The following is a 23,322-nucleotide window of genomic DNA, read 5'->3' on the forward strand; positions in this document are numbered from 1 at the left end:
CACACACATTTATAAAGATTTGGTTTTAAAAAATGTGGACGTTGATAGAGAATAAAAACAGTCCAGATAAGGTCACCACCTAACCTGAACTGCCTTTCACACTGACAACATCTTTACACACACATTTATAAAGATTCGGTTTTAATAAATGTGGACGTTGATAGAGGATAAAAACAGTCCAGATAAGGTCACCACCTAACCTGAACTGCCTTTCACACTGACAACATCTTTACACACACATTTATAAAGATTCGGTTTTAGATTAACGCCATTGGCATTAATAATTAATTTGGTTAGACAGCGCTTTAGTTATTTTTATTGTTTGCTAACTGCCTATAGGTTCAATTTAGAGTAATCACTCAAAACCGACAAGCGATAAAATAAACACCGATAAGTGAAAAAAACTAATCTATGTCCCTATTTCGCACAAATTTAAAAAATCACTTTTAAATTAATGCTTTATATTAAAAGTTAGGGGGAGTTGGTAGAAATAAAATAAAGGAATTTATTGCTCTATCAAGCAAATATTAAGAAAGGTTATACCGTTAAAATAAAAAAAGCGCTATTTAAAAGCGCTTTTCGTTAGTTAAATTACTGAATTATAAAATTTGATTTTCTTTCCATACTTGCTCTTTTTCCAAGCGTTTTTTTCGCTTGTCACAGGGATCATCACAGTCACATGCTTTATCGATCCCCACAGAGCCCAAACCACCACAGCTACTGGCCATAGATTTCTTTTGTACAATCATTCCAATCGCCATTGCTGTAACAATTAAAATAAGTAAACCAAAAGTAAGAAGAAAAAGTGACATTATTTAGCCTCTGCTATCTACAAAAGTTAGTTCTATATACTTGAACATTTATTAAATTATACACCTAAACCCCAAGTCGATGCGAGTAGTTAACTGGTAACTCTACAAATAAGGCTTAAATGCCGGGCTTGAGTAGGTAATTAATCCCTGTTCACCCTTCGCAATTAAGTAGACCGGCAAATCATGTTTTTCTGCGTAACTTTTTGCTTTTTTCATACCCATCACAGTTAAAGCCGTGGCTAAGCCATCAGCTGTCATTGCACTAGGATGAAGTACAGTCACCGATACTAAATCATGTTTTATAGGCATACCCGAATTTGGGTTAATTAAATGAGTATAAACTTCACCATCCATTTCATAAAAAATACGATAATCCCCTGAGGTCGCAATACCGTTTGTACCAGGCGATAAAACACGGTGTACTTTACGCTCTCCAGGCTTAGCATCTGGTTGCTCAATTGCAATTTTCCAATCTTGATTATTCGGCTTCTTGCCGGCAATACGAAGCTCACCGCCAATCTCAACCATATAGCTAGTAATCCCGTAACTTTCTAATAGTTGTGCTACTTTATCGATACCATAGCCTTTAGCAGTCGCCGAAAATGACAGTTCCAACCCATCTATAGTCTTACTTAACCCTTGTGTATTTAAAGTCAGTTTATCAAGCCCAATTTTCTCAACCATTTTTGCAAGTTCAATATTGCTTGGGCGATTACTCGGCTTCTTATCAGGCCCAAAGCCCCATAGGTCAATAAGTGGACCCATAGTCACATCGAGGGTTTTTGTTGATTTACCTAATCGAATCGATTCACTGATCACAGCCCTAAAATCATCGCTAATAGGCATCACTTGATTAGCAGGGAGCCTGTTAAATGTGTTTATTTCAGAGTCATCAATATAAGTAGACATAGACTGGTTTACACTTTTGAGCACATCGTCTATTTGTGTTTGTAATTCTTTAGGTGAAAGCTGCGCCTGCTCATCATAAAACTTAATATGATAAGTAGTCCCCATTGTTCTACCTTCTAAAAAAGCCCCTTCTGGTACTGCCTTTTCACCACAACCTGTGAGTAATAAAGTCAATGTAATAAATAATAAAGCAATAAAGCTTTGAGAAGTACTCACTCGGTTCATAAAAGCCTACTTATAAAATAAAGAATAAAAAAAAGCCTCGTAGCACTTAGTGCGACGAGGCTAGTATTTTAACCAAAACTAAACTGTTTTGGTATGGGTGTTAGCCACCGAAATCATCTAATAAGATATTTTCGTCTTCTACACCTAAGTCTTTAAGCATTGTGATAACTGCCGCGTTCATCATTGGAGGACCACACATGTAGAACTCACAATCTTCTGGGGCTTCGTGATCTTTAAGATAGTTCTCAAATAACACGTTATGGATAAAGCCAGTATAGCCTTCCCAGTTATCTTCAGGTTGTGGATCTGAAAGTGCTGTATGCCATACGAAGTTTTCATTTTCAGCAGCTAAGCCGTCAAAATCTTCTACATAGAACATTTCACGTTTAGAACGTGCACCATACCAAAAGCTCATCTTACGTTTAGAGTTTAAACGTTTAAGTTGGTCAAAGATATGTGAACGCATTGGCGCCATACCAGCACCACCACCTACAAATACCATTTCGGCATCAGTGTCTTTAGCAAAGAACTCACCAAATGGACCAGAGATTGTCACTTTATCACCTGCTTTAAGTGACCAAATGTATGATGACATTTTACCACAAGGTAAGCTTAAATCTCTTGGAGGAGGAGAAGCAATACGCACATTAAGCATAATGATACCCTCTTCCTCAGGGTAGTTAGCCATTGAGTATGCACGAATAGTTTCTTCGTCAACTTTAGACTCTAGGTTAAAGAAACCAAAATGTTCCCAGTCACCACGATATTCTTCAGGTACATCAAAATCAGCATATTTAACGTGGTGTGCTGGCGCTTCTATTTGAATATAACCACCGGCACGAAACGGTACTGACTCACCATCAGGAATTTGTAGCTTAAGTTCTTTAATGAACGTTGCTTTGTTATCATTAGAGATAACTTCACAATCCCATTTTTTAACACCAAAAATTGACTCTTCAAGCTCAATTTCCATGTCGTTTTTAACATTAACCTGACACGCTAAACGACAGCCTTCACGGGCTTCACCTTTAGAGATGTGATCAAGTTCTGTTGGCAAAATATCGCCACCACCTTCTTTTATGTGAACACGACACTGACCACAAGAGCCACCACCGCCACACGCAGATGATACGAAAATGCCTGATTCAGAAAGCGCGCCTAAAAGCTTGCTACCTGCAGAGGTTTTAATCGCTTTATCTGCATCGCCATTAATACCTATAATGATGTCACCGCTAGCCACTAATTTAGATTTAGCACCAATAATAACTAAAACTAAAATAACAACGATAGCAATGAAAACACCAACGCCTAAGAAAATCTGATAATCCATGATTTATCCTCGCTACCTTTACAGTGAAATACCAGAGAATGACATAAAGCCTAGACCCATTAAACCAACAGTGATAAAGGTAATACCTAAACCACGTAAGCCATCTGGTACGTCTGAGTACTTCATCTTCTCACGGATACCTGCAAGTAATGTAATTGCAAGCGCCCAACCAACACCAGCGCCAACACCATAAACAACAGACTCGCCGAAGTTATAGTTACGCTCAACCATGAATGATACCGCACCAAAGATTGCACAGTTAACTGTGATCAATGGTAAGAAGATACCTAATGCGTTGTAAAGTGCAGGGAAAAACTTATCTAATGCCATTTCTAAAATTTGCACCAGTGCAGCAATTACACCAATGAAAGTTAAGAAACGTAAAAAGCTAAGGTCAGCATCTGGGTAACCAAGCCACTCAAGAGAGCCCGGAGCAAGTACCGCATGATAAACCAAGTTGTTTACAGGTACAGAAATACCTAATACAACAATAACCGCAACACCTAAACCAATTGACGTAGTTACTTTTTTAGATACTGCTAAGAAAGTACACATACCCAAGAAGAAAGATAACGCCAAGTTTTCAATAAAAACGGCTTTTACAAATAAACTAATATAATGTTCCACTGTTTTCCCCTTACGCTTTAGCTTCTACTTGGTCTTTCTTAAAGGTACGTAGTACCCATATGAATAAACCAATGATGAAGAATGCACTCGGTGGTAAAATCAATAGACCCATAGGTTGATACCAACCACCATCTTGTACTAATGGGATAATATCAACACCGAATAGTGAACCTTTACCAAATAACTCACGAATGAAGCCAACTGTTAGTAGGACTACTGAGTAGCCTAAGCCATTACCAATACCATCAAGGAATGACATTAGTGGCGGCGACTTCATTGCGTATGCTTCAGCACGACCCATTACGATACAGTTAGTGATGATCAAACCAACGAATACTGAAAGCTCTTTTGCCGTAGCATAAGAAAACGCTTGCAGTACTTGGTCAACAACAATAACTAACGAGGCAATAATCGTCATTTGCACGATAATACGTACAGATGATGGTATTTGATTACGAATTAGTGAGATAAAGAAGCTTGAAAAAGCAGTTACTAATGTCAAAGCAATTGACATGATTAATGCATTTTTTAAGCTAGACGTTACCGCTAGTGCAGAACAAATACCAAGTACTTGTAAAGCAATCGGGTTGTTTGCTAAAACCGGACCAAATAGGACCGCCTTCATTTCTTTACTATCAGCCATTATTTCAATGCTCCTTTACGTACTTTCGCAAGGAAAGGGCCAAAGCCATTTTCGCCAGTCCAAAAGTCAACTGCATGCTCAACACCGTTAGATGTTAGTGTTGCACCTGAAAGACCATCAATCTTATGCTCATCGCTACCTGCAGTGCCTTTAACTATTTGGATAGGTAATTCTTTACCTTGCCATGTAGCAGTCCACTGTGGGTTTTGAATTTCGCCGCCTAAGCCTGGTGTTTCGTTATGTTTGTAAAAAATAATGTTTTTTACTGTTTCACCATCGCTTTCAAGCGAAATAAAACCATACATTAAACCCCATAAGCCGTAGCCTTGGATTGGTAAAATGATCGCGTCTGTAGAGCCATCAGCTTTTTTAGAAAAGTACACTGGTGATTCTTTCGTTACACGTTGAATACCCGCGATATCTTTAACGCCTTTCTCTTTAAGAGAAACACTTAAAGCTGTATCGTATTTACTTTTTTCAAAGTCAAAAATAGTTGGGTCTGTATCAACAAACTCACCTGTTGTCATATTAACAACGCGCGCTTCAATTTTTGCATTAAATACGTCAGATACATTTTCAGCACCTTCAATACCTGCCGCAACTAAAATATTACTTTGAATATCTTTTTCTTTATTTGCTTGCTGTAAAGGACGAAGACTTACAGAAGCAAACGAAACAATAATTGCACATACTAAACATAGCGCAACAACTACTGCTAACGTTTTGCCGATTGATTCGTTATTACTAGACATGACGTGCCAACCTCCGCTTGATATTTGCTTGCACTACAAAGTGATCGAATAATGGTGCAAATAAGTTAGCAAATAAAATTGCTAGCATCATACCTTCAGGGAAAGCAGGATTTACAACACGAATCATTACAACCATAAAGCCAATTAATAGGCCGTAGGCTATTTTACCTTTATCAGTAAATGCAGCAGATACTGGGTCAGTAGCCATAAAGAACATACCAAACGCAAATCCACCTAACACTAAGTGCCAATGCCAAGGCATAGCAAATACAGGGTTAGTTTCAGAGCCAACGGTATTAAGTAAGAATGCTGTAGCAACCATACCTAGGAATACACCTAGTACAATGCGCCATGAAGCAATACGTACATAAATTAAAAATAGACCACCAAGTAATAATGCAGCAGTTGAGGTTTCACCAACAGAACCTTGAATGAATCCGTAAAACGCATCCCACCAAAGAGCCATGTTGCTGTAATCAAGCGAGCCTACAAATGCTTGACCAAGCATTGTTGCACCTGAGAATGAATCAACAGCAGTCCATACTGTGTCACCCGAAATTTGAGCTGGGTATGCAAAGAATAAAAATGCACGACCTGCTAGTGCTGGGTTTAAGAAGTTACGCCCAGTACCACCAAATATCTCTTTAGCGATTACAACACCAAATGTAATACCCAGTGCAACCTGCCATAAAGGAATTGTAGCGGGTAAAATAAGTGCGAATAATACAGAGGTTACGAAGAAACCTTCGTTAATTTCATGTTTGCGCACAGAAGCAAATATAACTTCCCAAAATCCACCTACAGCAAAAGTTACTGCATAAATAGGCAGGAAGAAACAGGCTCCGTAGAACATTTTAGCGCCCCAACCCGATGCGGCAGTTAATTCACCACCAAATAGTTGGAACAGACCTACTTGCCAAGAATCAGCTAGCTCAAAACCTTGTGCTAATGCACCGGCGGCCTGATGGCCAATATTGAACATACCAAAAAACATAGCTGGGAACGTCGCCATCCACACTAAAATCATCATGCGTTTTAGGTCAATGTTATCACGAACGTGAGTTGCGCCTTTATTTACATAGCCTGGGGTATAAAAAATAGTCGCGGCTGCTTCATACAGGGCGTACCACTTTTCATGTTTACCACCGGCTTCAAAATGCGGCTCGATATCTTCTAGAAATTTCTTTAAACCCATCTCTCTAGCCTTCCTTCTCGATCGTTGTTAAGCAATCGCGTAGGATTGAACCATACTCGTATTTGCCCGGACAAACGAAGGTACATAACGCTAAATCTTCTTCATCAAGTTCAAGCGCACCTAATGATATAGCACCGTCTAAATCACGTGCAATTAAGTCACGTAATAATAGTGTTGGTAAAATATCCAGTGGCATAACTCGCTCATAGCTACCAATCGGTACCATGGCACGTTTTGAACCACCTGTTGAGGTTGTCATGTTGAAAACACGGCTTGGCATTAAATGCGAAAGGAATGTACGTGTAACAGAGAATTTATCACTGCCTGGTGCAATCCAGCCAAACAACTCTTTTTCGCGCCCTTCAAGTAAAACAGATACTTGAACATGGTAACGACCTAAGAATGCATGCACACCATTTGAAATAGCACCTGATAACACAGAACCAGAAATAACACGGTTATCTCCATCTTCTAGTTCACCAGCAACTAAATCATCTAATGAAGCACCGAGTTGTGTTTTCACTAAACGAGGGTTTTTAACGCGAGGTCCAGCAAGCGAGATTACACGATCAGTGTAAATTTCACCGCTAAGGAATAATTGACCAAACGCAATAACGTCTTGATAGCCAATATGCCAAACTTGCTTGCTTACAGATACCGCATCAAGATGATGTATATGAGTACCTACCAGACCAGCTGGATGCACACCACCAAACTCATGTACTTCTACTTGAGCTATTGATGAGCTAGGAACTTGGCTACCTGCTTTTTTACAAACAAATACTTTACCATCGGTCAAACGCGAAACAACGGCTAAACCAGCTTCAAACGCAGCGGCATTTTCGGCAATAATCACTGCAGGATCTGCAGCAAGTGGGTTAGTGTCGATTGCGGTCACAAAAATAGAACTAGGATTTGCATCCACAGCCGCTACTTTGCTAAATGGGCGAGCACGAAGTGCTGTCCATTGACCAGACTGAATAAGTACTTCTTTAGCTTTTTCACGCGATAAACTTGGTAGTTCATCTGCACTGAAAGAGTCAAAGGTGATTTGCTCACTGCCTGCTACTTCAATAACAACAGATTGCAGCACACGTTTAGCACCACGATTAATTTCTTTTACTGTACCAGAAGCTGGTGCAGTAAATAATACGCCTGGGTTCTTTTTATCTTCAAAAAGTACCTGGCCTTTTTTGACTTGGTCATCCACACGAACATGCATGGTTGGACGCATACCAATAAACTCTTCACCTAGCACAGCTACACGTTTGACGGCAGAACCATCATGAATAACTTGCTGAGGCGCGCCCTCTAAGGGTAAATCCAGACCTTTTTTTATGTTGATCATACGCACTTGCATTAATTAACGGAAAGAAACTGAACGATGGTATTAAATACCTTGTTTATTGGGCTATCAGTAAATTATTAAGGCGACTAACACGACCTTTTATGACCATAGCCAAATAAGCAACGTACTAAAACTCATCACATATGACTTTGATTTTAACATTATTGTGCACGACTATGCGAGTCTAAATATTAAATTTATCTTACAGAAATGATTATTTTGTTTGTTAAATATATTTTAGTGTTAATTGAGGTACGCCGATAGAGGGGATTTTTTTAATAGTCTACAAAAAACATTGAGCCACAATAAGACCAAAGTTGTAATTTAAATAAAGAAATAAGCGAAGGTGTGATCTAGTACAAATAAAAAAGAGTGTCGTAATAAGCTACTTTTTATTCAACATTTAAAAAGCAGCTTATTCATTCGCGGGACTTTAAGCTTAATCAGCTTACAGTGATTTATACGCTAAAGCTTGCACCACAACCACAGGTGGTTGTTGCATTAGGGTTTGAAACAAAAAAGCGTGCGCCTTCAAGGCCTTCTGTATAATCAACTTCACCATCTACTAAGTATTGCAAACTCATTGGATCAACAACTAAAGTGACACCTTTTTTAACGATTTCTAAGTCACCAGGGTTTGCTTTTTCATCAAAAGTAAAACCATACTGGAATCCAGAACAGCCCCCTCCAGTAACATAAACACGTAATTTTAGATCAGGATTTTCTTCTTCATCAATAAGTTGTTTAACTCGACTTGCAGCCGCATCTGTAAATTTAATAGGTAATTCTTCAGACATTCTCTCACCCCTAATACCAATATGCGCGGATTATCTAATACCCGAGTATTTTAATCAAGTATAGCAAAAAATTAGCTGTGATTCCGTTAAGTACCCCTGCACTAATAAAGACTTTAAATTAATACTTAATAAGTAATTTAGTATTAATTTAAAGTATAAACTAGCACTTTATGGCAAAAGGTTCTATTTTATGGACAATTAGGAAAATGCAGTCATTTATTAAACTTATGGAAAAGTTCTTTAATATTATCCCCAAAGTAAACTCACGCTTTACTGTACGCTTTACTGTTGTATCTTTACTTGCCTTAATGTGTAGTATTGTCGCTAGCATTAGTGTTGCACTGCAATATTATTATAGTACTGCGCAATTACAAGAACATGTACTACAAGAGTTTGAACAAGCATTAGTGCAAACCAAAGATGCATTAAGTGAAAATGATGAACAAGCAAAGCTATTAGTTGATTTACTAGCCATCTATCCTAATATTGAAAATCAGCCTGAAGCTGTGAAATTACATACATTCACCGAAATGATGGCGATAAACCCCGTCGTTTTTGGACTTTATATTGCCACTCCCAATGGACGTTTTTTTGAAGTGGTTAACTTAAATGCCGCTGGAGCCAGAGAGCAATACTATGCAGATAATAAAGATACCTGGTTAAGCGTAACAATTGATCCTGCAAAAAAACAAAATAAACAAATTTTAACGTATTATAACCAGCAGTTAGAAGTTACAAATATTGTTGAAAAGCCAAACACCTATAACCCTTTAGTAAGACCTTGGTTTTTACAAGCAAAACAACATACCACACGTGGTGAACCGTATTTATTTCAATTTTCTCAACTTCCAGGGATCACCTACTCCAGAAAACTCGCTGATAATAAAGGGGTGATTGCTTTAGATATTAGTTTATCAAGCTTGTCACAAAATCTAGCAAAACATGCAAGTACTTTTGCAGGTGAAGCCTATTTAATAAAGCGCAATGGTGAGCTAATTGCGCAGTATGATGAAAGCACTGAGCAAAACCTAAAAAGCACTATAACGCCATTAATACTCAGCCCCAGTGAGCGTCAATATATAAATAGCTTGCACACAATAAATATATCTAATGGTGCGGATTGGCAACCTATTGATTTTTCTCTTTCAGGCGTCCCGAAAGGCTACGCAGTTGATGTTTTGAAACTTATCCATGAAAAAATAGGGTTAAAAGCTAATTTCGTAAATGGCTTTACTTGGCAAGAATTCACTCAACAATTTAAAAACCAAGAACTCACTATTTTAAATGCCGTATATGATACCGCGCACAATAGAGAGCTTGGTTTATTATCAGCTCCTTACGGTGATTTACCGCTAGGGCTTTTAACTAAATCAGACAACCACTATGATGCTCTCTCTCAGTTGCATTCAAAGAAACTGGCGGTGGCTCATGGTTTCTCTATTGTGGAAGAAATACAAAAGTCACACCCACAAATAAATCTTGTGCGCTTTACCAAAAGCCATGAGATGCTTGAATTAGTCTCATCAGGTAAAGTTGATGCAGCGCTCGATAGCGCATTAACTATGAACGATTTAGTCAGTGAATTTGCTATTGATAATTTAAGCGTCACTAGGGATATTAATTTAGGTGCCGTTAATATTGATACTCAGTTAAGGCTGTTAATTCAATCCGATCACCAACAATTATTGCCCATTATAAATAAAGCAATTACACAATTAAAACCGCAGTTAGCGACACTTGAAAAAAAATGGCTATTTAACGAAAAAAATAACGTAACAGAGCGTGTATTACCCTACATACATGAAATCGATAATATAGCAGCCCCGCCATTAGATACTTTAATAAAAATAAAATATGAGGGTATAAAAAAGCGATTATTTTTTGGCGAGCTTGAAACCGGCTTAGCAAATAATCAATTACTTGTTCTGGCTATTGATGAAAAAACATTATTTTCTTCTGTTTATAAAAGTATTACTAAAAGTAGTTTAATTACGCTTGGAGTTATTATTATATTACTGCCGCTGACCTATTTATGTGCCTCTCCCGTTACAGCCACATTTGATATGCTTTTATTACAAGCACAACATATTGCCAAACGTCACTACGATGTAGTTAAAGTCACCCCGAGTAATATCATTGAAGTAAAGCGCTTATCTTTAGCAATAAAAAAAATGTCTAATCACTTACATCGACATGAAATATCGCAACGAAACTTAATTGATTCAATGGTTAAACTTATAGCACAAGCCATCGATGAAAAATCACCGTATACGGGTGGGCATTGCAATCGCGTCCCTGAGCTCGGAGAAATGCTTTTAAAAGCGGCGTGCCAATCAGACTCAAAAAACTTTAAAGACTTTAATATTACATCGCCCCAACAATGGCGCGAATTTAAAACCGCAGCCTGGTTACATGATTGTGGTAAAATTACCACACCTGAGCATATCGTAGACAAAGGCTCAAAACTTGAATGTATATACAACCGCATCCATGAAATACGAATGCGTTTTGAAGTGCTCCACCGCGATTATGAAATAGAATACTTAAACCACGTCATTTTAGCCCCTGAACAGCAACAACAGCTGCACAGTAAAAAGTGCGCTAAACAGATGCAACTACAAACAGATTTTGCATTTATTGCCAATGCGAATATTGGTAGTGAGTTTATGCCCGCACATCATCAAAACAAAATAAAAACGCTAGCAAAGTTCACCTGGCAACGTCATTTTGATGATCAATTAGGGCTTTCACCTATTGAAGAATTAAATCGACCACCTGAGCAAAACACACTCCCCGTAACTGAATTTTTACTTGATGATAAACAACAACATATTACATTTAGAAGAAAAGAATACTCATTACCTGACAAGTTAAAAATTGATATGGTGATACCCAAATATAAAGCAAATCGCGGTGAGATTTATAATTTGTGTATACCAAAAGGAACCCTCACCCCAGAGGATCGATTTAAAATAAATGAACATATTATTAGTACCATAAAAATACTCGATCAGATCCCGTTTCCACCAGAGTTAGAAAATGTGCCGCGTATTGCATCAACGCACCACGAGACAATGCGCGGAGACGGTTACCCACGTAAGCTTAAAGGAGAAGAGTTGAGTATTCCTGAACGGATCTTAGCGCTTGCTGATGTTTTTGAAGCGCTTACAGCTTCAGATCGTCCTTATAAAAAAGCCAAAAAACTCAGTGAAGCATTAAATATATTGCATCAAATGGCGATTGAACGACATATCGACATTACGTTATTTCGCTTATTCATACGCAGCAAAGTCTATTTAGATTACGCCAACAAATTTTTACCTAAAGTTCAAATTGATGAAATAGACGAAAATAAATACCTTAGTTAACACCCTATACTGAGGCAATGACATCGATTTCTTTAAAGTCGTTATTATTTAAAAATACACAAGGACTTCGCCTTACTCTTTTGCTAAAATACTGCTGAAAAGTGCTTTGAGGAACTGCGTTGCAAAACTATAGCATCTGGCTTGAAAAACTTAGACGGCAATTAGCTAAACCTAAGACATCTATACAATTATGCTTACTTGGCGTAGTCGCTGGTTTAATTGCTGCTTTTTTTATTATTTTATTTCGTTTAACAATATTATTTTTCCAAAGCCTTTTTTTAGATACTCCCGATGATTTTACAACACTCCCGACTCTAGAGCGGGTATTACTGCCTCTATTTGCAGCACTACTGATTGCCTTATTTGCCGCCTTTACGGGTTTTAAACATTATCGATTAGGCATTCCTTTTGTCATACATCGTATTAAACGCCATTACGGGCATATGCCACTTTATAATACGATTAATCAATTTGTAGGCGGCGCACTGGCGTTAATTAGTGGCTTTTCTGTTGGCCGAGAGGGTCCAAGTGTTCACATGGGAGCTACTGGCGCTAGCCTACTGGCAGATAAACTGCACTTACCACATAATGCAATGCGTACGCTTAGTGGCTGTGGAGTTGCAGCCGGTATTGCAGCATCATTTAACACCCCATTAGCCGCGGTTATTTTTGTTATGGAAGTAGTGCTAAGAGAATATAAAGTGCATATTTTTGTACCCATTATGCTTGCTGCTGTAACCGGAGCGCTAGCCACCCAATTTGTATTTGGTGAAGGCTCTGAATTAGCACTGATAAGTATTGCACCTTTAAGTGGCTGGCATTACCCCTACCTTATATTATGTGGTATGGCTCTGGGCGCTGTTGCATATAGTTTTAATCAAAACTTAATGTTAATTTTAAAAACATTTAAGCCTTTAAGTATGTTCCCACGCCTGTTAATTGCAGGGTGTATTGCTAGTATGATTGCCTACACAGTGCCACAAGCCATGGGCTCAGGAATGAGCGCAATAACATTAGCAGTTGAATCACCCGATGATGTAAAAATGCTCACCACTATTTTAATCGCTAAATTGCTTGCCACATTATTTGCAATAGGATTAGGGATCCCGGGTGGTTTAATAGGTCCAGTTATAGGATTAGGTGTATTAACTGGCACGTTAATGGCCTTTTTTGCACAGTTTATCAGCCCCGGAACAGATATTGCCGGCACCTATGGAGTATTAGGTATGGCTGGGTTAATGGCTGCAACCTTACATGCACCACTTGCGGCCTTAACGACCGTGATGGAACTTACATCAAGTCCCGAAATAATTGTACCTGCTATGTTGGTGATCACCACCGCTTATGTCACTGCATTACAAGCATTTGGAAATCGCTCTATTTTCATGCAGCAACTTGACTTTCAAGCTCTTGAATACCATGTTTCACCCGCAACCGAAGCATTACAAAAAGTGGGAATTATGGATGATATGGATGAGCACTTTAAACTACTCTACTCAGATGATAAAGAACAAATAAAAGACACGCTAAATGCCCTTGATAGTCATACCCCTTTAATTGTTTTTGATGAAGAAAATGGGTATCGATTAGCTGAATACGATTTAACTTTATTAGCCGACGAAACAATCAATATTAAATACATCAGTTTGCAAGGCATTAATAGCCAAGCAACATTAGCCGACGCCTTCGATATGCTAAAGGAAAAACGTAGTGGTGCTTTATATGTCTATAACTTACTAGATAATCAACAAATAATGGGATTATTACGCTGGGACAAAATCCATCATATTTTAACCATACGCAATAGCTTACTGTAAAAAACGAGGCACACATGAGCGCACTACTAATTTATAAAACCTTACATATCTTTTTTATGATAGCTTGGTTTGCCGGTATTTTTTATCTCCCACGGTTATTTGTTTATCATGCAATGAGCGAAGAAAAATCATGTAATTCAATGTTAAAAGTAATGGAGCGACGATTATTATTCTTTGTCACCCCTTTTGCTATTTTAACCGCCGTATTTGGAGTGCTAACCATAATAGAATATGGACGTGATTGGTTTAGATATAGCATGTGGTTACATTATAAATTATTACTGGTGATTATCTTATATATCTATCATGGTTACTGCTTTAAATTACTCAGTGACTTTAAACACGATAGAAACACTAAAAGTCATCGCTTTTATCGACTATTTAATGAATTACCCGTTATTGCTTTACTCATTATTGTTGCATTAGCAGTGATAAAACCCAGCTTATAAAATACTTTAATTTGCTACAATACGCGCGATAGCGTGCCCACAATGTGGATTATCGCGCCCCTTTTTTAAAATAGGAATAACCCATGCTAAGTTTCCAAGGTGAAAATATACTCTCCGTTAATCAATTAGACCGAGACTGTATTGAGCGTATTTTTACAGTCGCAAAAAATATGGAGCCTTATGCTAAAAAACAAAAATGCACCAAAGTGCTCGATGGCGCAATACTCGCTAATTTGTTTTTCGAGCCCAGTACCCGTACTCGAGTAAGCTTTGGCACGGCCTTTAATTTGCTCGGTGGCGGTGTGCGCGAAACCACAGGAATGCAAAGCTCTGCATTAGCAAAAGGCGAATCATTATACGATACAGCCCGTGTTATTTCGGCCTATGCCGATGCTGTCGCTATGCGCCACCCTGATGCAGGTTCGGTTGCAGAGTTTTCCTCAGGGTGTGATGTCCCTGTTATAAATGGTGGTGATGGTGCTAACGAACACCCAACGCAAGCTCTTCTTGATTTACTAACTATCGAACGTGAGCTTACCCGCTTTGGTGGAAATATTGACGGCATGCATATCGCACTTGTTGGCGATTTAAGATACGGGCGTACGGTTCATTCATTATCTAAATTACTTTGTCACTATAAAAATGTTAAGTTTTCGATGGTCGCGCCCGATGGCTTACAAATGCCTGATTCAATTTTATCAGCGGTTGAAGATGCTGGACACCAGATAAAATTAGTCAATCAAATGCAAGGTAATCTAGCAGCCGATATCGTATACCAAACACGTATCCAAGAAGAGCGCTTCCCATCACAAGAAGAAGCAAACAAGTACCGTGGGGGTTTTAGAATAAGCCAATCAATTTATAATACCCACTGTAAGCCCAACTCAGTATTAATGCACCCACTGCCTCGCGATAGCCGTATAGAGGCAAATGAATTAGATAACGATTTAAATGCTAACGATAATTTGGCTATTTTTCGCCAAGTACAAAATGGGGTACTCATTCGCATGGCTTTGTTTGCACTTACTTTAGGGGTAGAGAACAAAGTACAGCAATATGAAGTCGATGTACCTTGGTTTAGCCGTAAGCGTGATAGCTAAATTTTAATATTAAAAGATACACAATAGGAATTTTCATGACAATTAGCCAAAACTTATTCGAACGCGCGCAAGCCTCTATTCCAGGCGGTGTTAATTCACCTGTACGCGCATTTAATGGCGTGGGTGGCACCCCACTATTTATTACCAAAGCACAAGGCCCTTTTACTTTTGATGCTGATGGTAATCGTTATATAGACTATGTAGGTTCATGGGGGCCGATGATCATGGGTCATAATCACCCAGCCATAAAGCAAGCTGTGCTTGATGCTGTTGAAAACGGGTTAAGCTACGGTGCCCCAACCGAAGCTGAAATTCTAATGGCCGAAAAAGTAAAGCAATTAGTCCCTTCAATTGAAAAAGTACGCATGGTGAGTTCTGGCACCGAAGCAACAATGAGTGCAATTCGCTTGGCGCGAGGCTTCACTGGCCGTGACAAAATATTAAAATTTGAAGGGTGTTACCACGGTCACGCCGATTCATTATTAGTTAAAGCTGGTTCAGGGGCTTTAACTATGGGTGTACCCAATTCACCGGGGATCCCTGAAGATTTTGCAAAGCACACGTTAACAGTATCATTTAATAACTTAGCCGAAGTTGAAGCTATTTTTGCTAAATACGCCGACGAAATTGCATGTATTATCGTAGAGCCTGTCGCAGGCAACATGAATTGCATTCCACCGGTACCTGGTTTTTTAGAAGGCCTTCGCAGTGTGTGTGATAAATACCAGTCAGTGCTAATCTTTGATGAGGTAATGACAGGCTTCAGAGTTGCCCTAGGTGGTGCACAAGCTTATTACAATATTAAACCAGATCTTACCTGTTTAGGTAAGGTCATCGGTGGTGGTATGCCAGTAGGTGCATTTGGTGGTAAAACAGAAATCATGGATTACATTGCACCCGTCGGGCCAGTCTATCAAGCGGGCACGTTATCAGGTAACCCTATTGCAATGGCTGCCGGCTTAAAATCACTTGAATTATTAAGCGAACCTGGCCTACATGATAAATTAGAAGCGATTTCTAAATCTATTTGTGAAGGGTTTGAAGCCGCAGCAAAACAAGCGGGTATTCCTTTATGTACTAACTATGCCGGTGGCATGTATGGTTTCTTCTTTACTGAAGCAGAAAAAGTAACAAGCTATCAGCAAGCGACAGAGTGTGATCTTGAACGTTTTAAACGTTTTTTCCACTTAATGCTCGAAGAAGGAGTGTATCTAGCACCTTCAGCTTTTGAAGCGGGCTTTGTTTGTGCGCAACATAGCGAAAAAGAAGTTAACGATACAATCGCGGCAGCACAGCGCGCTTTTGCTAAACTATAAAATCTATTGTTATAAAAAAGCCCGTAAGGGCTTTTTTTATGTCTCAATTTTGAAATTATTTCTACTTTTAACCGGTTTCTATCAGATGAAAGTCTATTTTTTTGTAATAAATGACGAAATTTCTCGCTTTTCATTACTAACTATCTAATATTTAAAATAAATCAATCTCAAAAAAGAGAGTGTTATGTCAGGCATCCTTCAACTTGTCGCTCCCGCCATTAGGTTAATGGCCAATTTAAAGTATAAAACAAAAATTAGTTTGGTTTTTGGTATCTTATTAGTGCCTTTAGCACTGAGCTTATTTTTCTTAGTATCGCTATTAAGTCATAACATCAATGTGTCTAACATGCAGCAGCAAGGCCTAAAATCCTACCGCCCTTTACTAACTAATTTAATCAAGAGTGATATATCTGACAATGCAAAAATTGCTCGTTCGTTGGGCTTTAATATAAAAGACAATCAAAATAGCAATGCATTAGATTTGATATCGATCCAATCTAATTTAGCATTAGATAGCCAGTTATCCAGCGCTTATCTCAACAGGACCTTAGTCTCTGCGGTACCGGCACTCATTAAACAAGTTAATGCCACCTCAGCAAGTGCCAATACGGTACTTAATAATAATCGCTTCACTCCCGACACATTTATTTCTTTATCAAACTTATCAAAATCGCTTCCTTCGTATGTTCAGCAGTTAACACAAAGTATAAGTGTTGCAACACAAGCCGATAAATCAGTCAGTAAAAAGCTTTCAGTTGAGATTAATAATTTACAAAATGCGGCTGCAGCCTTTAAATCATCCATCGACAGTAAGTTACTCGAACCTGATAATATCGAACTAAGTAAAAATGAATTTGCTCAATTAAATCAAACATTACACACTGCTATAAGTGCTTTCATTAATAAAAGTATTCCAACCTTAGAAACATTAATAGACACAAAATTAAAAGATCAGCTATGGACAAGAAATATTGTTTTAATTGCCTCTTTTATTAGTTTAATTAGCGCCTTTTATTTAATGATTGGCTTTTATTTTGCAGTTGTCGATACAATAAATCGCTTTGCCGATGCCGCGGGAAGTGCCGCTGAGGGTAACTTAAATGCCCATTTAGAAATCCAAGGCAAAGATGAAATGAGCCTTATCGTGACACGCTATAATGAATTACTAAAAGCCTTTAATCACCTACTTAATAAAGTACAAACCAGCACTGCTGAGCTAGGTGGTGCAACAGAATCTTTATCACAAGCAAGTGAACAAACCAGTAGTGATGTGCAAAAACAGCAAAGTAGAGTGAATGCCATTTATACTGCATTAAGTGATATGACACAAAGTGCACAGGCCGTTGAAGAATCGGCAAATCAGGCCATGATAACAGCACAAGACGCTGCGACTCATGTAAAACAAGGCTCAACTAACACAATGGAACTCTCTAAGTATATGCAAGAGTTACAAATTGAATTTGCTCAAAGCCAAGAATCATTAGATTTACTCGCTCAAGATAGCCAAAATATTAGTCAGGTCAGTAAAGGGATTAGCGAAATAGCAGATCAAACTAATTTGCTTGCTTTAAATGCTGCGATTGAAGCAGCAAGAGCCGGTGAGCAAGGGCGTGGTTTTGCCGTCGTTGCAGACGAAGTACGTACCTTAGCACAACGCACTCAGAGCCAAACCCAAGAAATACATCAAATTATTAGTTCTTTACAGCAAGCCTCAGAAGATACACAACAAAAGATGCAATCAAGTGTGTTAAAAATGGAGCAATCTGTCGCTGCAGCAAACGAAACCAATGCAATTTTACAAAATGCAGAACAAAGCATGACTGATATTCAACATCAAGGAGAAGTTATTGCGCAACGAGTCGAGCTGCAATCAAGTGCAACAGCACAAGCGCTCAGTGATGCCCAAGAGGTGAGTCATTTAGCCGATCAAACCCTCGAATCTGCACAATCTACCTTGCAAGATGCACAGCAATTGACCTCGCTATCGAATGCTTTAACCAAGTCGATGAGCTTTTTTAAATCATAAAGCGATATCTACTAATTTAAATCGCAAATAAATACGGGTTATAAATGATTAAATAACCCGTATATTTTTAAACCCTTATTATTTAATACACGCCGGTCTTGGTTCAAATTCAGTACTTCTGATTGGTAATTGCACCACCTTGCCACAGCCTGGAGGGGCTTGCAGACCTGTTTTTTCATTTACAAATGCCCAGCGTATTGACGCAGGGCGAGTATCAGCGATTGACTGCGGGTTAAGTGGTTTTAAATATCGAATATACGCCTCTAATGCGCCTACACTACCCGTTAAGCCGGTACTTTTATTATCATCACGGCCTAACCAAGTGACCGTGACTGTGTTTTGATCAAACCCGGCAAACCAGCTATCACGTAAATCATTACTTGTTCCTGTTTTACCTGCTAACTGTATAGATGGAAAGTGTAAATTTAAACGCTTAGCTGTTCCGTCTTTTTTCACTCGTTTCATTGCATATTTGGTCATATACATCGCATCTTTTTCAAAACGAGACTGTGGTTTTACTTGATGCTCATATAATACATTGCCTAACGAGTCGGTAAGCGCTGTGATAGCGGTTAGTTTATTGTATGCCCCATCAGCTGCGATCGTACTATACAACTGTGCTACTTCAAAACTAGACATTTCAATTGCCCCTAAAAGTAATGATGGATAAGGGTTAATTTCATTTTCGAAACCTAATTTATGTAGGGTTTCAATTACATGTTCAACACCAACATCTAAACCAACATTAACCGCCGGAATATTAATACTTTTGCTAAATGCTTTATATAACGGCATCATTCCACGGTATGTGCGATCAAAATTTTCCGGTTGCCAGATATTGCCTTGTTCGTCTTTAACTTGTAAAGGTGAGTCATCAACCAAAGTCGCTAGGTTATAATGTGGTAACTCTAAGGCTGATAAGTAAACTGAAGGCTTAACTAAAGAACCTATATTTCTTTTTGTATCAAGAACACGATTAAACCCTGAATAACGCACATCACGCCCTGCAACTAATGCAGATACGCCACCTTTAGCTACATTTACAGAAATCATTGCTGCTTCTAGTTTTTCTGTTCTCGGACGTTTTTCTAAATACGGCAAGCTATTTTTAATCGCCTCTTCCATGGCTGTTTGCTTTTGTAAATCAAAGTACGTAAAGACTCTTACACCTGCATCCAATGTTTCTTGGTTTGGTAATAATTGTTTTAATTCTCGGTTTACTAAATCTAAATATCCTGGATAGGTTTTTTGTAAACTCGCTTTCATTGGATAAATATCAAGTGGTCTTTGCAACGCAGAACGATATTCATTTGTTGTTAGTAATGCGTTCTCAGCCATGAGTCGTAACACCAGATCCCGACGTTTTACCGTACGTTTTTTATAACGCCTAGGGTTATAATAAGAAGGCCCTTTTACCATAGCGACTAATAACGCTATCTGATCGAACTCTAACTCATCGACTGGTTTACCAAAGTAAAATTGTGCTGCTAAGCCAACACCATGAACGCCCTCGTTATAAGACTGCCCTAAGTAAACTTCATTTAAATACGCTTCTAGTATTTGGTCTTTTGAATAACGATAATCTAAAATCAGAGCAATAAATGCCTCGTTAATTTTACGTACCAATGAGCGCTCTCGTGTTAGATAAATATTTTTAGCGAGTTGCTGTGTTAACGTACTACCTCCTTGTACTGTGCGCCCTGCACGAATATTTGTATAAAGCGCACGTAATATAGAGAAAACTGAGACACCATGATGCTGATAAAAATCTCTATCCTCCACAACTAACAACGTTTCTTTTAAAATATCAGGAATTTTAGTAAGCGGAACAAACTCACGATCTTGTTTAGATTCATTGCCAATACGTGCAATTTGCACCGGCTCTAAACGTGCACGGGTTATTCTCCTACCGAATTTATCTTTAATTGCCGCGACTTTATTACCCGCGAAACGTAGTTCAAATATTTCAGCATTTTCTAACCCATCATAAAACTCAAACTCACGACGGTAAATTTTTATACTGTTAGCCGTTTTAACATACTGCCCTGTTCTATTTAGTTTATTAACTGATGAGTAATTTAGTCTTGCCAGCTCCCACTCAACCTCCTCACTTGACAGGAATTGCTCTGGGTAAAAGTTCATTGAGCGTGCATATACCTGTGCAGGCAGTTGCCATTTATTACCCTCGAACTGGCGAGTAATTTTTGAATCTAAATAAATGAAATAAAGCACCATAGCAACGATAAGTGCCAAGCTAAATTTCCAAAAAAAAGACCATAATAGCTTTATGACTGAGCGAGGTTTTTTATTTTTAGGTTTTTTCTTTTTAGGATTTGTATTTTTAGGCTTGGTATTTTTAGACTTGGTATTTTTAGAATTAGTCTGATTTTTAGAGTTAGTTGCTTTTTTATTCTCAGCGGCTTTTTTAGGTTTATTACCGGCTGTATTTTTTTTACCTTTAGAGGCGACACCTGTGTTTGCGGGCTTATCTGTTTTAGTGCTCTTTTTTTTAGACGTTTTTTTTGTAGAGTTAGCTTTAGAGTCTTTTTTGTTATCAGCCATTTAAGTTTGCTATTTATATCCAATTTTTACAGATAACACCTATAGTATCATCTGTAAAATTAACAGTCACTGAAACAAAACTTACCGAGTGCATAACCATAGCGCGTGGATTACTGCAGGGATAAAGAAAAGTAAACAAAGTACAATGTTAATAATTAAATCTTTACCAACACCCGCTTTTAAAAATACAGCAACCGGTGGTAAAAAAATTGAGATTATAATAAGTAATAGTTTGTTATCCATTTTAAGCCTTTTTAATTAATAAAGTCCCAACCAAGTATACACACCATTACGATATTGTTAACTAAAAGATAACAAAAGTATTAACCAATAAAAAAGCCTTACTTTCGTAAGGCTTTTTAAACACACAATAAATTGTATTCTATTGGTTATTAACGTACTGAAACAAACTCTGGGTAAGCATCGATACCACAATCATGTTGGTCCATACCGTTTAGTTCTTCTTCTTCAGTAACACGTATGCCCATTGTTTTGTTCAAGATAACCCAAACAATTAATGAAGCTACAAATACGAATGCTAGAATAGTTACTAAACCAATTAGTTGGTTAACAAAGCTAGCGTCGCCGTTTGTTAAAGGTACTAACATAATACCTAAAGCGCCACACACACCATGAACTGATATAGCACCAACTGGATCATCAATCTTAACTTTATCAAGACCTACAATGCTAAATACAACTAATACACCGCCTAATAAGCCAAGTAAACACGCCATTAATGGTGAAGGTGAAAGTGGGTCTGCAGTGATAACAACTAAGCCTGCAAGTGCACCATTAAGTACCATAGTTAAATCAGCTTTACCCCAAAGTACTTTACAAACAGTCAGTGCTGCAATTGCGCCCATTGCCGCCGCTGCATTTGTATTAAGTAAGATTTGACCTACTGCTGTTGCATTTTCTTTGTCAGATAGTAATAACTGTGAACCACCGTTAAAACCAAACCAGCCCATCCAAAGGATGAATGTACCTAAAGTAGCAAGTGGTAAGTTAGAACCTGGAATTGGGAATATTTCACCGTTTTTACCATATTTACCTTTACGAGCACCTAGAATAATTACACCGGCTAATGCAGCCGCTGCACCTGCACCATGAACAATTGCAGAACCTGCAAAGTCAACAAAGCCCATTTCTGAAAGGAAACCACCGCCCCAAGTCCAGTAACCCTCAATTGGGTAAATAAGACCGGTTAAAACTACCGCGAATGCTAAGAAAGCAAATAACTTCATACGCTCTGCAACTGCACCAGATACAATTGACATTGCAGTAGCGACAAACACTACTTGGAAGAAGAAATCAGATTCTAAAGAGTGATCAGCATCAGCTGCTTGTGTGCCAATTAACGCACCAAATGAAGGGATAAGACCACCTTCAGCGTTGTCTACATACATTATGTTGTAACCAACAAGTAAAAACATCGTACAGGCAATTGAGTAAAGTGCGATATTTTTAGTGAGTATTTCAGTGGTATTTTTAGAGCGTACTAAACCCGCTTCTAACATAGCGAAACCTGCCGCCATCCACATTACTAAAATACCTGAGATTAAAAAGTAGAATGTATCCAGTGAAAATTTTAGTTCTATTATTGTATTTTCCATAGGGCCCCCTTAAATTGCTTCATCGTCTAGTTCGCCCGTACGAATACGAACAATTTGATCTAAGTCATATACAAAAATCTTACCGTCACCAATCTTTCCTGTCGAAGCGATTTTGGTGATAGCATCAACAACGCGCTGACAGTTTTCAGTTCGTGTTGCAATTTCAAGTTTAATTTTTGGAATAAAATCTACTTGATATTCAGCACCACGATATAATTCTGTATGACCTCGTTGACGGCCAAAGCCTTTAACATCAACAACTGTCATTCCTTCTATACCTAAATCAGCAAGTGCTTCACGCACATCATCTAATTTAAATGGTTTGATTATTGCACTAATCATTTTCATAGTGGCCCCCTTTGGACTCATTATTGTTATCCTGTGAGCTGTTGTAATCCAACCTTTATGCCACTATTTAAAAGCGATTAAA

General features: G+C 38.3%; 19 protein-coding genes. 6 read left to right on the forward strand and 13 right to left on the reverse strand.

What is annotated here, in order from left to right:
* Positions 1-599 precede the first annotated feature (599 nt).
* The 9 genes from nqrM to erpA all read right to left on the reverse strand — a co-directional run bounded on the left by nqrM (position 600) and on the right by erpA (position 8,638).
* Entirely contained in the window at positions 600-812 is a 213-nt protein-coding gene (gene nqrM / locus J8L70_RS11835; protein WP_211055798.1) for a (Na+)-NQR maturation NqrM, read from the reverse strand.
* Positions 813-914: 102 nt separating this feature from the next.
* Positions 915-1,946, reverse strand: coding sequence for an FAD:protein FMN transferase (locus J8L70_RS11840; protein ID WP_211055799.1), 1,032 nt, complete (start codon positions 1,944-1,946; stop codon positions 915-917).
* 100 nt (positions 1,947-2,046) lie between these two features.
* Positions 2,047-3,276, reverse strand: a complete 1,230-nt coding sequence (gene nqrF / locus J8L70_RS11845) for an NADH:ubiquinone reductase (Na(+)-transporting) subunit F (RefSeq protein WP_211055800.1) — start codon at positions 3,274-3,276, stop codon at positions 2,047-2,049.
* 18 nt (positions 3,277-3,294) lie between these two features.
* Positions 3,295-3,903 (reverse strand): NADH:ubiquinone reductase (Na(+)-transporting) subunit E, encoded by a 609-nt coding sequence (nqrE, locus tag J8L70_RS11850; protein ID WP_211055801.1) that lies wholly within the window; start codon positions 3,901-3,903, stop codon positions 3,295-3,297.
* Positions 3,904-3,913: 10 nt separating this feature from the next.
* Positions 3,914-4,546, reverse strand: coding sequence for an NADH:ubiquinone reductase (Na(+)-transporting) subunit D (locus J8L70_RS11855; protein ID WP_211001516.1), 633 nt, complete (start codon positions 4,544-4,546; stop codon positions 3,914-3,916).
* Positions 4,546-5,298, reverse strand: a complete 753-nt coding sequence (locus tag J8L70_RS11860; RefSeq protein WP_211055802.1) for a Na(+)-translocating NADH-quinone reductase subunit C — start codon at positions 5,296-5,298, stop codon at positions 4,546-4,548. Before J8L70_RS11860 ends, J8L70_RS11855 begins: the two co-directional genes overlap by 1 nt.
* Positions 5,291-6,493: an NADH:ubiquinone reductase (Na(+)-transporting) subunit B gene (locus tag J8L70_RS11865; protein WP_211055803.1), complete on the reverse strand. Its 1,203-nt coding sequence runs from the start codon at positions 6,491-6,493 to the stop codon at positions 5,291-5,293. Before J8L70_RS11865 ends, J8L70_RS11860 begins: the two co-directional genes overlap by 8 nt.
* Before the next feature lie 4 nt (positions 6,494-6,497).
* Positions 6,498-7,841 (reverse strand): Na(+)-translocating NADH-quinone reductase subunit A, encoded by a 1,344-nt coding sequence (locus J8L70_RS11870; protein WP_211055804.1) that lies wholly within the window; start codon positions 7,839-7,841, stop codon positions 6,498-6,500.
* Positions 7,842-8,299: 458 nt separating this feature from the next.
* The gene (erpA, locus tag J8L70_RS11875; protein ID WP_211055805.1) at positions 8,300-8,638 is read right to left on the reverse strand and encodes an iron-sulfur cluster insertion protein ErpA; all 339 of its coding nucleotides are present in this window, start codon (positions 8,636-8,638) and stop codon (positions 8,300-8,302) included.
* A 206-nt stretch (positions 8,639-8,844) separates the two neighbouring features.
* Here erpA and J8L70_RS11880 point away from each other — a divergent pair, with 206 nt between their 5' ends.
* The 6 genes from J8L70_RS11880 (at position 8,845) to J8L70_RS11905 (ending at position 18,714) form a co-directional block, all read left to right on the forward strand.
* Positions 8,845-12,006 (forward strand): HD domain-containing phosphohydrolase, encoded by a 3,162-nt coding sequence (locus J8L70_RS11880; protein ID WP_211055806.1) that lies wholly within the window; start codon positions 8,845-8,847, stop codon positions 12,004-12,006.
* A 134-nt stretch (positions 12,007-12,140) separates the two neighbouring features.
* Positions 12,141-13,823 carry a chloride channel protein gene (locus J8L70_RS11885; protein WP_211055894.1) on the forward strand — a complete coding sequence of 561 codons (1,683 nt, stop codon included), beginning with the start codon at positions 12,141-12,143 and terminating at the stop codon, positions 13,821-13,823.
* A gap of 14 nt (positions 13,824-13,837) precedes the next feature.
* Positions 13,838-14,272 carry a CopD family protein gene (locus J8L70_RS11890; RefSeq protein ID WP_211055807.1) on the forward strand — a complete coding sequence of 145 codons (435 nt, stop codon included), beginning with the start codon at positions 13,838-13,840 and terminating at the stop codon, positions 14,270-14,272.
* Positions 14,273-14,355: 83 nt separating this feature from the next.
* Positions 14,356-15,372 carry an aspartate carbamoyltransferase gene (locus tag J8L70_RS11895; RefSeq protein WP_211055808.1) on the forward strand — a complete coding sequence of 339 codons (1,017 nt, stop codon included), beginning with the start codon at positions 14,356-14,358 and terminating at the stop codon, positions 15,370-15,372.
* A 35-nt stretch (positions 15,373-15,407) separates the two neighbouring features.
* Positions 15,408-16,688, forward strand: coding sequence for a glutamate-1-semialdehyde 2,1-aminomutase (gene hemL, locus J8L70_RS11900; RefSeq protein WP_211055809.1), 1,281 nt, complete (start codon positions 15,408-15,410; stop codon positions 16,686-16,688).
* 184 nt (positions 16,689-16,872) lie between these two features.
* Positions 16,873-18,714, forward strand: coding sequence for a HAMP domain-containing methyl-accepting chemotaxis protein (locus J8L70_RS11905; RefSeq protein ID WP_211055810.1), 1,842 nt, complete (start codon positions 16,873-16,875; stop codon positions 18,712-18,714).
* 78 nt (positions 18,715-18,792) lie between these two features.
* Here the strand turns inward: J8L70_RS11905 and mrcB are convergent, their stop codons facing one another.
* The 4 genes from mrcB to J8L70_RS11925 all read right to left on the reverse strand — a co-directional run bounded on the left by mrcB (position 18,793) and on the right by J8L70_RS11925 (position 23,240).
* Complete coding sequence (gene mrcB, locus J8L70_RS11910) at positions 18,793-21,276, reverse strand: penicillin-binding protein 1B (RefSeq protein WP_282098180.1); 2,484 nt, start codon at positions 21,274-21,276, stop codon at positions 18,793-18,795.
* Between the two features lie 81 nt (positions 21,277-21,357).
* A complete protein-coding gene (locus J8L70_RS11915; protein WP_211055811.1) occupies positions 21,358-21,519 on the reverse strand; it encodes a YqaE/Pmp3 family membrane protein in 162 nt (53 codons plus the stop codon).
* A gap of 149 nt (positions 21,520-21,668) precedes the next feature.
* Positions 21,669-22,892 (reverse strand): ammonium transporter, encoded by a 1,224-nt coding sequence (locus J8L70_RS11920; RefSeq protein ID WP_211055812.1) that lies wholly within the window; start codon positions 22,890-22,892, stop codon positions 21,669-21,671.
* 9 nt (positions 22,893-22,901) lie between these two features.
* Positions 22,902-23,240 carry a P-II family nitrogen regulator gene (locus tag J8L70_RS11925; RefSeq protein WP_211055813.1) on the reverse strand — a complete coding sequence of 113 codons (339 nt, stop codon included), beginning with the start codon at positions 23,238-23,240 and terminating at the stop codon, positions 22,902-22,904.
* Between the last annotated feature and the right edge of the window lie 82 nt (positions 23,241-23,322).

The organism is Pseudoalteromonas sp. MMG010 (assembly GCF_018100905.1).
Taxonomy (GTDB): Bacteria; Pseudomonadota; Gammaproteobacteria; order Enterobacterales; family Alteromonadaceae; genus Pseudoalteromonas.